This is a genomic window from Luteimonas suaedae (genome assembly GCF_008312895.1).
GTDB lineage: Bacteria > Pseudomonadota > Gammaproteobacteria > Xanthomonadales > Xanthomonadaceae > Luteimonas > Luteimonas suaedae.
The window spans coordinates 37,745-51,100 of sequence record NZ_VSSP01000002.1 but is presented as its reverse complement, the minus strand read 5'-3'; the positions used below and the strand labels follow the sequence as shown (position 1 = coordinate 51,100).

At 70.8% G+C, this 13,356-nt stretch carries 11 protein-coding genes; 7 read left to right on the top strand and 4 right to left on the bottom strand.

Annotation, left to right across the window (positions count from 1 at the left end):
• Positions 1 to 193 precede the first annotated feature (193 nt).
• From FXO19_RS04390 to FXO19_RS04380, 3 genes are all read right to left on the bottom strand, one after another.
• Positions 194 to 874, bottom strand: a complete 681-nt coding sequence (locus FXO19_RS04390) for an energy transducer TonB (protein ID WP_149193879.1) — start codon at positions 872 to 874, stop codon at positions 194 to 196.
• Positions 875 to 1,079: 205 nt separating this feature from the next.
• Positions 1,080 to 1,274, bottom strand: coding sequence for a hypothetical protein (locus tag FXO19_RS04385; protein ID WP_149193878.1), 195 nt, complete (start codon positions 1,272 to 1,274; stop codon positions 1,080 to 1,082).
• A gap of 1 nt (position 1,275) precedes the next feature.
• Entirely contained in the window at positions 1,276 to 2,019 is a 744-nt protein-coding gene (locus FXO19_RS04380) for an SIMPL domain-containing protein (RefSeq protein ID WP_149193877.1), read from the bottom strand.
• A gap of 118 nt (positions 2,020 to 2,137) precedes the next feature.
• On the opposite strand from FXO19_RS04380, the gene FXO19_RS04375 reads away from it, so the two are divergent.
• The 4 genes from FXO19_RS04375 (at position 2,138) to tldD (ending at position 9,925) form a co-directional block, all read left to right on the top strand.
• Positions 2,138 to 2,782: a Maf family protein gene (locus tag FXO19_RS04375; RefSeq protein WP_149193876.1), complete on the top strand. Its 645-nt coding sequence runs from the start codon at positions 2,138 to 2,140 to the stop codon at positions 2,780 to 2,782.
• Positions 2,783 to 2,790: 8 nt separating this feature from the next.
• On the top strand, positions 2,791 to 4,281 hold the full coding sequence (rng, locus tag FXO19_RS04370; protein ID WP_149193875.1) for a ribonuclease G: 1,491 nt from the start codon (positions 2,791 to 2,793) through the stop codon (positions 4,279 to 4,281).
• A 114-nt stretch (positions 4,282 to 4,395) separates the two neighbouring features.
• On the top strand, positions 4,396 to 8,289 hold the full coding sequence (locus FXO19_RS04365; protein ID WP_149193874.1) for a YhdP family protein: 3,894 nt from the start codon (positions 4,396 to 4,398) through the stop codon (positions 8,287 to 8,289).
• 181 nt (positions 8,290 to 8,470) lie between these two features.
• Positions 8,471 to 9,925 carry a metalloprotease TldD gene (gene tldD, locus FXO19_RS04360; protein ID WP_149193873.1) on the top strand — a complete coding sequence of 485 codons (1,455 nt, stop codon included), beginning with the start codon at positions 8,471 to 8,473 and terminating at the stop codon, positions 9,923 to 9,925.
• Between the two features lie 92 nt (positions 9,926 to 10,017).
• Here the strand turns inward: tldD and yjgA are convergent, their stop codons facing one another.
• Complete coding sequence (yjgA, locus tag FXO19_RS04355; RefSeq protein WP_149193872.1) at positions 10,018 to 10,542, bottom strand: ribosome biogenesis factor YjgA; 525 nt, start codon at positions 10,540 to 10,542, stop codon at positions 10,018 to 10,020.
• A gap of 173 nt (positions 10,543 to 10,715) precedes the next feature.
• Between yjgA and pmbA the strand changes: the two genes are divergently transcribed.
• From pmbA to FXO19_RS04340, 3 genes are all read left to right on the top strand, one after another.
• On the top strand, positions 10,716 to 12,032 hold the full coding sequence (pmbA, locus tag FXO19_RS04350) for a metalloprotease PmbA (protein WP_425481449.1): 1,317 nt from the start codon (positions 10,716 to 10,718) through the stop codon (positions 12,030 to 12,032).
• A gap of 89 nt (positions 12,033 to 12,121) precedes the next feature.
• On the top strand, positions 12,122 to 12,550 hold the full coding sequence (locus FXO19_RS04345) for a DUF4870 domain-containing protein (RefSeq protein WP_255516292.1): 429 nt from the start codon (positions 12,122 to 12,124) through the stop codon (positions 12,548 to 12,550).
• 356 nt (positions 12,551 to 12,906) lie between these two features.
• On the top strand, positions 12,907 to 13,347 hold the full coding sequence (locus FXO19_RS04340; protein WP_187775623.1) for a DUF4870 domain-containing protein: 441 nt from the start codon (positions 12,907 to 12,909) through the stop codon (positions 13,345 to 13,347).
• Positions 13,348 to 13,356 lie beyond the last annotated feature (9 nt).

The window sequence follows — 13,356 nt, the reverse complement described above, 5'->3', positions numbered from 1 at the left end:
CATCGCGCCGCCGACATATTCTGGTAACCCGCGCGCCTGCCGGTTCAGAATCGCGGCGTCCACCGGATCCTGCCGACACCCGCGGTATCGCGCGCATGGCGCGCTCCTACGAAAAGGTAGTTCCTAGGCAAACCCGACCAACACCTCCGCGACCACAGCAGATGCCGATGGGGCATCTGCTGTGCGTGACCGCTCACCCGCGATCGAGGTTGAAATCGATCGGCACCAGCCCGATCGCCTGCACCGGCTGCCCTTCACGGATGGCCGGCTGGAAGCGCCAGTTGCGCAGCACGTGGCGACGCGCGCTGTCGTCCAGGACGCGGTGGCCGCTGCTGCGGTGGATGCGCACCTGGAGCGGACTGCCGTCGACGTCCACCAGCACCTCGAGCAGCACCGTGCCCTCCAGGCCGCCGGTGATCGCCGCGCGCGGGTAGCTTGGTGCCGGGGCGCTGGCGTACGCCAGGCGCATGCCGGACACCGGGCCGCTGGCCGGTTCCATCGCGGCGGACTCCGGCGTCGCCGGTACCGTCACCGGTTCGGCCGGCAGGGTGCCGTGATCGACGATCACCGGTTCGATGGCCGGCGCCGCGATCTCGGGCGGTGCCACGGCGCGGCTCTGCGGCGGTGGGGTCTGTTCGGGGACGATCTTGACGACTGGAGGCGGATCCGGCGGCACCCGCGGCGCTTCGATCCAGCGGAATTCCATGTTGCGGACGTCCGGCAACGCCAGCAGTTCCGGCCGGCTCACCGGAACCAGCAGCAGGCACAGGGCGACGACGTTGAGCAGCAGGGTGCCGCTGATGCCGGCGATGCGCACCGGATCCGGGTGCGGGCGGGACGGACGGGCGTGCGCGTGGGCGTGCTGCGGGACCATGATCCACCTCCTGGGTTGTGCATGACGGACAACGGCCGGGCGGCGGGTGCGGGGTCAAGGCGAGGTGCGCATCCGGCGACCGACTCGACAGCGTCTTCACGCTGCGCCGGCGCCGGGTGCACGGCAAGCCGTGGCAGGACGTACGGTGCGATCCGGTGGATGGGTGGTCACGACGGCATGGGGCCCGCGTGGGGCCCCATGCAGATCAGTCGTCGTCGGCCGGATCCGGATCGTCCTCCGGGTCGCGTTCCAGGCCGCCTTCATCCGGATCGACCGGCTTCCGCTTGCCGGTGTTGCGCGCGTCATCGCGATCCCGCGGATCGCGTTCGGCATAGCCGGACTTGTCATCGTCGCGGCCGGCGGGAACGCTCTTGTCCTTGTCTTTCTCATCAGAGGCCATCTCAGCCCTCCAGTTCGAACACGACGTCGAGGTTGGCGGTGAGTGTGGTCTGGCCGGGCGAGACCGGGCTGGCGCCGCCCATGTCCATCGCCGCGGCCTCCATCCGCATCATCGGCCTCGGCGGCGGCATGAACCCGCCGCCCTCGCTGATGCTGACGATCCGGCGCACGCGCATGCCCAGCGATTGCGCATACATCCGCGCACGCTGTTGCGCCTTCTGCAACGCCGCCTGGCGGGCTTCGTCGTAGACGGCGTCCGGTTCGTCGATCTCGAAGCTCGGCCCGTTGACCTGGTTGGCGCCGCTGGCGACCAGTGCGTCGAGCACGTCGCCGAGGGCGGCGATATCGCGCACCTTCAGGCTGACGGTGTTGCTGGCCTGGTAGCCGGTGATCGTGGGAGCCGCGTTGTCGCTGTGATGGTACTGCGGGTGGACGTTGAGGCCACTGGTCTGGACGTCCTTTTCGGCGATGCCGGCGGCTTTGATCGCGGCCATCAGCGCGTTCATCCGGTCGGCATTGGCGCGCAGCGCGGCGTTGGCGTCTGCCGCCTGGGTGACCACGCCGGCGGACAGCGTCGCCACGTCCGGGACCCGGCTGGCTTCGGCCTGGGCGGAGACGGACAGCAGGGTGCCGTCAGCGGCGGCGGCGCGGGCGGTCGTGGGCATGGGGTTCTGGGCGATGGCGGTCATGGCGGGTACGGCCGGCAGGGTGGCGAGCAGCAGGGGCAACAGGATGCGAGGGGTCATGCGGATCTCCTTTCGAGGCAACAGGGTCGAATCCAAGCGGTGAACGGGTCGTGAGCCGAAACGGGGTTGACCGCCGATGGAGGCCGGTCGCAGCGGGACCGCAGGTTATCCTGTCCGGATGCTGCATCTTGCCTCGAAATCCCCGCGCCGCCGCGAACTGCTGGCCCGGCTCGGCTTGCCGTTCGCGCCGCTGGACGTGGACATTCCCGAAGCGCCGCTCCCGGACGAGGCGCCGCGGGCGTACGTGTGCCGGGTGGCGCGCGAGAAGGCCGCCGCCGGCTGGCGACTGCTGGGTTCCCCCACGCTGGACGCGGTGCTCGGTGCCGACACCGAAGTGGTGCTCGGTGACGAGGTGTTCGGCAAGCCGCGCGACGCCGATGCCGCCGCGGCCATGCTGCGGCGCCTGTCGGGACGCACGCACACCGTGATCTCGGCGGTGACCCTGCGCACCGCCGCGGGCGAGCACCAGGCGGTCTCGGTCTCGAAGGTCACGTTCACCGGGCTTGCCGACGCCGACATTGCCGCCTACGTCGCCGGCGGCGAACCGATGGGCAAGGCCGGCGGCTACGCCATCCAGGGCGGCGCGGAGGCGTTCGTGGCGCATCTGGCGGGCAGCTATTCGGGAGTGGTGGGGCTGCCGCTGTTCGAGACCGCCGCGTTGCTGCGGGCGGGTGGATTCGCGGTCGCCGGCTTCGCGGCGCCCGCGCCACGCGTCCAGGCCGGGGCCGCGGTGTCCGCGTCGCCGGCCGCGACCGCCGGGTGAAGCGCGCGATGTCGGAAGAGATCCTGGTCAACGTCACCCCGCGCGAGACCCGCGTGGCAGTGGTCGAGAACGGCATGCTGCAGGAGCTGCACATCGAGCGCGGCTGGAGCCGCGGCGTGGTCGGCAACATCTACAAGGGCCGGGTGCAGCGGGTGATGCCGGGCATGCAGGCGGCGTTCGTGGAGATCGGGCTCGACCGCGCCGCCTTCCTGCACGCCAACGACGTGATGCGCTCGTTGCCGCCGCCGGAGATCGACGGCGAAGCGGCGACGCTGCCGATGCCGCAGCCGGTGCTGCCGGTCGCCGAGCTGCTGCGCGACGGCCAGGACGTGGTGGTGCAGGTGGTGAAGGAGCCGATCGGTTCCAAGGGCGCGCGCCTGACCACCCAGATCAGCATTCCCTCGCGCTATCTGGTGCTGCTGCCGCAGTCGAACGTGATCGGGGTGTCGGCGCGGATCGAGGACGAGGCCGAGCGCACGCGCCTCAAGAGCCTGGTCGCCGAACTGGCGCTGGGCGGTTCCGGCCACGGCTACATCGTCCGCACCAACGCGGAAGGCCAGCCCGCCGAAGCGCTCGCCGAGGACATCGCCTACCTGGCGCGGGCGTGGGCACTGGTGGAGCAGCAGGTGCGCGAGGCGCGCGTGGGCGCCTGCGTCTACGAGGACCTGACCCTGCCGATGCGCGCGGTGCGCGACCTGATGCGCCGCGACGTGGAGAAGGTGAAGGTCGATTCGCGCGAGACCTGGGAGCGCCTGCGCGTGTTCGCGGCGCAATACATGCCGGGCCTGGCGGAGAAGATCGAGCACTACGGCGGCGAGCGCCCGGTGTTCGACCTGTACGGGGTCGAGGACGAGATCCAGCGCGCGCTCGACAAGCAGGTGCCGCTGAAGTCCGGCGGCTACCTGGTGATCGACCAGACCGAGGCGATGACCACGGTGGACGTGAACACCGGTTCGTTCCTGGGTCAACGCAACCTCGAGGAGACCGTTTACAGGACCAACCTGGAGGCCGCGCAGGCGGTCGCCCGTCAGCTGCGGCTGCGCAACCTCGGCGGCATCATCATCATCGACTTCATCGACATGGTCGACCCGGAACACCGGCGCCAGGTGCTGCGCACGCTGGAGAAGTCGCTGGCGCGCGATCACGCCAAGACCACCGTCTACGATTTTTCGCCGCTGGGCCTGGTGGAGATGACGCGCAAGCGCACCGTCGAAAGCCTGCAGCGCCAGCTCAGCGAGCCCTGCAATGCCTGCGGCGGCCGCGGCATGCTCAAGACCGCGGAAACGGTGACCTACGAGATCTTTCGCGAGATCACCCGCGCGGTGCGTCAGTTCGAGGCCGAGCGACTGCTGGTGATCGCCTCGCCCAAGGTGGTGGCGCGGATCACCGAGGAGGAATCGACGGCGGTCGCCGAACTCGAGGAGTTCCTCGGCAAGTCGATTCGCTTTCAACCCGACGAGCAGTACCTGCAGGAACAGTTCGATGTCGTGCTGTTGTAGGGCCGTGATTGGTGATTCGTCATTCGTGATTCGTGAAGAGCGGGACGCGTCGCGTTCCCGACGAATCACCAATCACGAATCACCAATCACGTCATCGGCGGGCGCAGCCCGCCGATGAGCATTGTGCGCCATCGTCTGCGCCTGTTGCGCCGTGGCCTGTGGCTGGTGCTGGCGGTCGTGCTGGTGCTGATGGCGCTGGCCGCCGGCATCACCAGCCAGATGCTGCCGCTGGTGGAGCGGCATCCGCAGCGGGTCGCGGACTGGCTGGGCGAGCGCGCCGGGCGCGCCATCGCCTTCGACCGGCTCGAGACCGAATGGACCCGGCGTGGCCCGCTGTTGCGGCTCGATGGCCTGCGCATCGGCGACGGGCCCGACGCGGTGCATGTCGGCGCCGCGGAGGTGCTGGTGGCGCAGTACGGGGGGCTGCTGCCGGGGCGCTCGCTGACCGAGCTGCGCCTGCGCGATCTGGCCCTGACGCTCGAACGCGACGACGAGGGCCGCTGGCGCGTGCGCGGCCTGCCGGGACAGCGCGACCGCGACGATGAAGGCGATCCGTTCGACGCGCTGCAGCGTCTGGGCGAATTGCAGGTGATCGGCGGCAGCCTGACGGTGCATGCGCCCGGCCTGGAGATCGAGGCCACGGTGCCGCGGATCGACCTGCGCCTGCGCGTCGACGGCGACCATGTGCGCGCGGCGGCCCGTGCATGGATGGAAGGCGCCGAGGCGCCGCTGCAGGCGGCGTTGGAACTGACGCGCGATCGCGGCGACGGGCGCCTGTACGCGGCACTGGACGCGGCCGATCTCGCACAGTGGTCGCCGTTGCTGCGCCATGCCGGCATCTCGGTCGACGGTGGGCATGGCCGGATCGATGTGTGGGCGACATTGCACGACAACCGTGTCGCCGGGGTGACTGCCCACGCCGCGCTGGACGACATCGGCCTGCGCGCGCGCCACGACGGCGAGGCGGAAGCGACGCGGGTCGCGTTCGCGCGGGTCGAGGCGCGAATGCGTTGGGCCGCAATGGCGTCGGGTTGGCGCCTGGATGCGCCGCACCTGCGCGTCACCATGGGCGACACGACGCAGTCGCTGGACGGCTTGCTGGTCGCAGCCGGCCAGCACTATGCCGTCGCCGCCGAACACATCGATGCCGGGCCGTTGCTGGCGCTGCTGCCGTTGAGCGACCGCGTGCCGCCGGTGCTGCGCCAGTGGTTGCGGCAGGCGCGGCCCGACGCGGTGCTCGACGACGTCGAAGTCGCGGGCGAACGCAACGGCCGATTGCGCCTGCAGGCGCGGATCGACGGCCTGGCATTCGCCAGCGTCGGCGACCGGCCCGGCCTGAGCGGCCTGCGCGGCAGCCTGCACGGGGATGCGCGCGGCATCGGCTTCACCTTCGACCCGGAGGCGGAGTTGCGCTTCGACTGGCCGGCCGGGTTTGGCGACCCGCACCAGCTATCGCTGCGCGGAGACGTGGCGGCTTGGCGCGAAGACGGCGACTGGGTGTTGCAGACGCCGGCGCTGCGCCTGCAGGGAGATGGCTACGGTGCCGACGTGCGCGGCGGATTGCGGTTCACGGCCAACGGCGGGCGCCCGCGGATCGACCTGGCGGCGCAGCTGGACGATGCGCAGGTGTCGGTGGCGAAGCGGTTCTGGGTGCGTCACAGGATGCCGGAGGCCACGGTCGACTGGCTGGATACCGCGCTGGTCGGCGGCACCGTGCGCAACGGGCGCGCCCTGGTGTCGGGCGACCTGGACGACTGGCCATTCCTGGCCGACGGCGGGCGTCCGGCGCCGGGGCTGTTCCATGCGGAGGCCGGGCTCGCCGGGATGGAAGTCAAGTTCCAGCCGGACTGGCCGGCGGTCGAACGATTGACGGGGCTGGTACGGTTCATCGCCGACGGCTTCGACCTGCGCGGCGCCGGCGCGATCGCGGACGTGGCATTCGCCGACCTCACCGCCGGCATCGCGCATTTCGGTCGGGCCGAACTGGGCGCCAGTGCCCGCACCCGGACCGATGCCGCCGCATTGCTGGCGCTGCTGCGCGGCAGCCCGCTGCAGGCGATGCACGGCGACGCGCTCGATGGCCTGTCGGTCGCCGGCCCGGTCGCGGCGACCTTCGCCATGACCCTGCCGATGCACGGCAGCGACCGCGGCAGGCCGAAGATCGGCGGCAATGTCGAGCTGCAGGGCGTGCGCGCCCGCGAATCGGAATGGGGCCTGGCCCTCGACGACGTACGCGGCGACGCGCACTACGATCAGGAAGGTTTCATCGCCGACGGGTTGCGCACGCTGCACGAGGACCGCGCCGGCCTCCTCGCGCTGCGCGCCGGCGACGGCCACGTGCGCGATCCGGTGCAGGCCTTCGAGGCGGAGTTGCGCACGGCGATCGATGCCGCGCAACTGCTCGCGCGGGCGCCGGAAATGGGTTGGCTGCGCCCGCACGTGCGGGGGCGTTCGGACTGGACGGTGGCGGTCTCGGTACCCCGGTCGCGTTCGTCCTCGCCGCCTTCGCTGCTGCCGCCGGCGCCCGAAACATCGTCGGCGACCGCGGCCGGACGTCTGCGGCTACGGTCGGATCTCGTCGGCACCACGCTGGACCTGCCGGCACCGCTGGACAAGGCGGCCGCGACCCCGCTGCCGAGCCTGATCGAGATGACCCTGCCGCTAGAGGCCGGCGAGCTCGCGGTGCGCCTGGGCCAGCGCATGGCGCTGCGGGCGCGCAGCGGCAGCGGGCGTACCGGGGTCGACGTGGCGCTCGGAGGCGGTGCGGCAGCGGCGCCGCCGGCGTCCGGCCTGGTCGTCAGCGGGCATACGCCGGTGCTGGCGGCGATGGACTGGATCGGCCTCGCGGCGGGTGGCGGCGCCGACGGCGACGGCAGCAGGGAAGGGTTCTCGCTGCAGCGTGTCGACCTTGCGATCGATCGCCTGTTGTTGCTCGGTGGCGCCTTCGCCGACACCCGCATCCGGGGCGCCAGGGCCAGCGACGGCGTCACTTCGCTGCGCTTCGACGGGCCGGCGCTGGTCGGCAGCCTGTCGTTGCCGCAGGCGGCTGGCGGCACCGTGGGTGGCCGGCTGCAGCGCCTGCACTGGCGCAGCGCTGCAGCGGCGGTGCAGGCGTCCGCCGCCGCCGAAGACGAGGCGGCGACCATCGACAGCACGAATCCTGCGGAGATCCCGCCGATCGATCTCGTGGTCGACGACCTGCGGCTGAACGATGCCGTCCTCGGCGAGGCCGGCCTGCGGACCCGTCCGCTGCCCGACGGCCTGCGGATCGAACAACTTCAGACGCGCGCGCCGAAGCAGCGCATCGACGCGAGCGGCGATTGGCGCGGGCGCGGCACCGACGAGCGCACCCAGTTGAAGTTCGATATCGCCAGCCGCGATTTCGGCGCGCTGCTGGCGGGATTGGGACAGGGCGGGCGCATCCTCGGCGGCGACGGCAGCGTCCAGCTGGACGCTGCCTGGCCGGGCAGTCCGGCGCGGTTTCGCGCCGATGCGCTGCAGGGAACGCTCGCGCTGCGGGTGAAGGACGGCCAACTGGTGGAGATCGACCCCGGCGCCGGCCGCGTGCTCGGATTGCTCAGCGTGGCGGAGCTGCCGCGCCGCCTCACCCTCGATTTCCGCGACTTCTTCGACAAGGGCTTCGCCTTCAACCGTATCGGCGGCCAGGTGCGTTTCGGGCAGGGCCGTGCGAGCAGCGACGATCTGGTCATCGACGGCCCCGCAGCCGAGATCCGCATCGCCGGCAGCGCCGACCTGCGTGCGCAGACCTACGACCAGACCATCGACGTGTTCCCGAAATCCGCCAACCTGCTGACCGCGGTCGGCGCGATCGCCGGCGGTCCGGTCGGTGCCGCGGTCGGAGCGGTCGCCAACGCGGTGCTGAAGAAGCCGCTGAGCGGGCTGGGCGCCACCACCTATCACGTCAGCGGCCCCTGGAAGGAGCCGAAGGTGGAGGTGGTGCGCCGCGAGCCGCGCGTCGCCGAGCGCGATCCCCCCGCCCCTCCGTAGGAGCGCCCCATGGGCGCGATGCCGCGGGCATTTCGCCGCCCGCGAATTCCGGTAACCGGAGCGCCTGCCGGTCCGGAATCGCGGCATCCACCGGATCCTGCGGGCACCCGCGGCATCGCGCCCATGGGGCGCTCCTACGAATCTCCCTTGCCATTCACATCATCAGCCCCAGATCGATGCCATGACCAATCCCTCCCAAGATCCCCTCGCGCTCGCCGAGTCCCGCCTGCTGCAGCCCGCCGGACTCGACGGCGGCGGCCTGGAATGCGCCTTCGGCGCCTTGCTGGGCCCCGGCGTCGATTTCGGCGACCTGTACTTCCAGCACACCCGCCGCGAGAGCTGGACGGTCGAGGATGGCATCGTCAAGGATGGCGCGCACTCGATCGAGCAGGGCGTGGGAGTGCGCGCGATCTCGGGCGAGAAGACCGGGTTCGCCTACTCCGACGAGATCAACGCCGATGCATTGCTGGCCGCGGCCGGCTCGGCGCGCGCGATCGCCCGCGCCGGCGATGCCCGCCATGCGCGCGCCCTGGTGCCGGGCCAGGGGCGCTCGCTGTACCGCGCGGAAGACCCGATCGCTGCGCTCGGCAGCGCGGTGAAGGTCGAGGCGCTGCGCCGGGTCGACCGGATGCTGCGCGCCGCCGACCCGCGCGTGAAGCAGGTGATGGTGAGCCTGAGCGGCGCCGTCGACACCATCCTGGTCGCGCGCAGCGACGGCGTGCTGGCCGGCGACGTGCGGCCGCTGGTGCGGCTCAACGTGCAGGTGCTCGTCGAGCAGGGCGGGCGCCGCGAGTCCGGCTATGCCGGCTATGGCGGGCGCCATTCCTACGAGGAACTGCTGGCCGACGGCAAGCCCGAACGCTTCGCGCGCGAGGCGCTGCGGCAGGCGCTGGTGAACCTGGAGGCGGTCGACGCTCCCGCCGGGGTGATGCCGGTGGTGCTCGGTGCCGGCTGGCCGGGCGTGCTGCTGCACGAAGCGGTCGGCCACGGCCTCGAAGGCGACTTCAACCGCAAGGGCACCAGCACCTATGCCGGCCGCATGGGCCAGCGGGTGGCCGCGCCGGGCGTGACCATCGTCGACGACGGCACCCTCGACGGCCGCCGCGGCTCGCTCAACATCGACGACGAGGGCACGCCCACCCAGTGCACCACGCTGATCGAGGACGGCGTGCTGGTCGGCTACATGCAGGACACCCACAACGCCCGGCTGATGGGCACGCAGCCGACCGGCAACGGCCGCCGCGAATCGTTCGCGCACCTAGTGATGCCGCGCATGACCAACACCTACATGCTCGCCGGCAACCACGAGCGCGAGGAAATGATCCGCTCGGTGAAGAAGGGCCTGTACGCGGTCAACTTCGGCGGCGGCCAGGTCGACATCACCAGCGGCAAGTACGTGTTCTCGGCGACCGAGGCCTATCTGATCGAGGACGGCAAGGTCACCGCGCCGGTGAAGGGCGCGACCCTGATCGGCAACGGCCCCGAGACCATGCAGCGCGTGACCATGGTCGGCAGCGACTTCGCCCTCGACGACGGCGTCGGCGTCTGCGGCAAGGACGGCCAGAGCGTACCGGTCGGCGTCGGCCAGCCGTCGCTGCTGATCGACCGGCTGACGGTAGGCGGAACGCGGGCTTGAGAGCCGTGATTGGTGATTGGGGATTCTTGATTCGCAAAAGCGCCACCGCCCGTGCGGCCGGCTCTTACGAATCACCAATCACGAATCCCCAATCACGGCTCCTGCGCGAGCATCTCGCGCAGGAGCCTAAACAGCTCCCGATACGCCCGCGGCGGCTTGTCGCGGCGGCGTTCCTCCAGCGCGTTGCGCACCAGCTGGCGCAGGTGCTGGCGGTCGGCCGACGGGTGTTCGGACAGCAGTTCGGCCAGCGCGGTATCGCCTTCGTCGAGCAGGCGCTCGCGCCAGGTCTCGGCGCGATGCAGCAGCGCCGTCTCCTGGCGCGCCGCCTCGCCGCCGGCGTCGAGCGCGTCGCGGATGGCATGCAGGGTGTCGTCGTCCTCGCGCCGCATCTGCTTGGCCAGGAACGCCAGCTGGCGCTTGCGGGCGATGTGCGAGCCGATGCGCTGGGCATCGAGGATATGCGGCAGCAGCGCATCGGGAATCGGCAGCTGCTGCAGCTGCGCCGGCGACAGCGCCACCAGCCGTTCGCCCAGCGCCAGCACTTCCAGCGCGTCGCGCCGCTGCTGGCTGCGGCTGGGGCCGAGATATTCGCCGCTGTCTTCGTCGATGCCGCGCATGCGTCCGTCCGCGAGGGCCGCCGGTCGCGATGGAGATCGCGCCGGCGTCATGAAACATTCGGCCTTCCCGCGCCCGTCCGGGTCCGGGAATCCGATCGATACCACAGGATAAGCCATTGAACACCGCCATCGACGCCGCATCGGCCACCGCGCCGGACGACCATCGCGACCGGATCGCGCAACTCGAGGACATCGCGCAGCGCATGCTGGCGCTCGCCCGGGCCGGCGGCGCCTCCCAGGCCGAGGTATCGTGCTCGGAGGAGCGCGGCCTCAACGTCGGCGTGCGCCTGGGCGAGGTGGAGACGGTGGAGGCCACCCGCGACCGCGGCATCGGCCTGACCGTGTACTTCGGCGGCCGCAAGGGCAGCGCCAGCACCGCCGACCTGCGCGAGGAGAGCCTGCGTGCCACGGTCGAGCAGGCCTGCGCGATCGCCCGGTTCACCGAGGAGGATCCTGCCGCCGGCCTGGCCGACGCCGCACTGATGGCGACCGAGATCCGCGATTTCGATACCTGGCACCCGTGGCCGCTCGACGCCGAGCGCGCGGCTGCGTTGGCGCTGGCCTGCGAGAGCGCCGGGCGCGAACACGACGCCCGCATCGGCAATTCCGACGGCGCATCGGTCGGCAGCGGTGAATCGCTGGGCGTCTACGCCAATACGCACGGGTTCTCCGGCGCCAGCCGCGATACCCGGCACAGCATCGGCTGCGGACTGATCGCCGGCAGCGGCGAGGCGATGCAACGCGACGGCTGGTACAGCACCGGCCTGGCCGAACAGGACCTGGAGTCGCCGGTGGCCATCGGCCGCAAGGCGGCGCAACGCGCGCTGGCGAAGCTGGCTCCGCGCCCGATCCCGACCGGCGAGCACCCGGTGCTGTTCTCGGCCGAGATGGCGCGTTCGCTGGTCGGCCACCTGCTCGGCGCGGTGTCCGGCGGCGCACTGTACCGGCGCGCGAGCTTCCTGCTCGACAGTGCCGGCGAGCGGATCTTCCCGTCCTGGTTTGCGATCCGCGAGCGCCCGCTGCTGCCGCGCGGCTTCCGCTCCAGCAGCTTCGACGACGAGGGCGTGGCGACGCGGGAGTCGGCGCTGGTCGAGGACGGCGTGCTGCAGCGCTACCTGCTCGGCAGTTATTCGGCGCGCAAGCTCGGCCTGCAGTCGACCGCCAACGCCGGCGGCGTGCACAACCTGGAGGTCGCCGCGAATGCGGGTGACTTCGAGGACCTGCTGCGCGCCATGGGCCGCGGCCTGGTGGTGACGGAGTTGATGGGGCAGGGTGTGAACACGGTCACGGGCGATTATTCACGCGGCGCGTCCGGGTTCTGGGTGGAGCGGGGCGAGATCGTGCACGCGGTGGACGGGATCACCGTCGCCGGCAATCTCAGGGACGTGTTCCGCGACATCCAGGCCGTCGGCAGCGACATCGATCCGCGCTCGCACGTGCGCACCGGCTCGATCCTGGTCGGGCGGATGACCATCGCCGGTGGCGATTGACGTAAGCTTGGTCATTGGAGCATCGCTCCGCGGCCGCCGGGATCGCGCCTGCCGTTCGGCCTGCACGCAATGGCGCGCTGGGGGTTGTCATGACCGATCCACATGAAGACACGCCACCGCCACCGTCCGAAAACACCAGCGGCATCAGCGCGGAACAGCGGCAGTGGGCGATGTTCGCGCATCTGTCGGCGCTGCTGGGCGGCCTGATCACCACCGGCTGGGCGGGCGGCATCGGTTGCTTCCTGGGGCCGCTGATCATCTGGCTGGTGAAGAAGGAAACCATGCCGTTCGTCGACGACCAGGCCAAGGAGGCGTTGAACTTCAACATCACCCTGGCCGGGCTGTTCCTGATCCTGTTCATGGTGGGCATCCTGACCCTGGGCATCGGCTTCATCATCGTCATTCCGATCATGCTGATCGTCGGCATCGCCGCGCTGGTCTTCATCATCATCGCTGCGATCAAGGCCAACGAAGGCGTCGCCTATCGCTATCCGGTCGCGCTGCGCCTGATCAAGTGAGCGCGGCCGCGCGCGGCTGATCGATCGTTCCGGCGCGCCGTCTCGGGCGGCGCGGCGGAGCAGCATGGCGATCGTGCCGGCTTGTCCTGCCCCGTCGCCCCTGTAGGAGGGGCTTCAGCCCCGACCCCCGGGGGAACGAGCGGAGCGCGGAAAATGATCCATCCGTTCAGCTTCCCGATCGGCACCGCGTGCTCCGGTTTCCTTGCCGCGATCTTCGGCAGATCGGGGCTGAAGCCCCTCCTACAGAGAGAGCGGGGGGACGAATGTTGATTCACTCTAGGCCATCAGTTGGCTTGCGGGCGCGGTGGCGGCCCCCATCATCGATGTACCGGACGGGTTCCGGAAGGAGTCGAACGATGGAATACACCGTGCAAACCGCCTCTCCCACCAGCAGCGAACGGCAGTGGGCGGCCGCGGCGCACCTGACCGCGCTGCTGCTGGCGCTGTTGACCAGTTGGCTGGTGGGCGTGGCCGGCGTGATCGGCGCCGGCATCATCTATCTGCTCAAGCGCGACGACTCGGCCTTTATCGCCGCGCATGCGCGCGAGGCGGTGAACTTCAACCTCAGCATGCTGATCTACGCCGGGCTGGCGCTCGCCGCGGGCATCGCGCTGGTCGGGGCCACGGTGCTGACGCTGGGGCTGGGGGCGATCCTGACCGTGCCGGCCGGCATCGTGCTGTTGCTGCTGATCGCGGCGATCGCGCTGCTGTGGCTGATCTGCAGCATCCTCGCCACGATCAAGGCCTGGAACGGCGAGCCCTATCGCTACCCGCTGACGATCCGCCTGTTGAACTGAGCCGCGGCG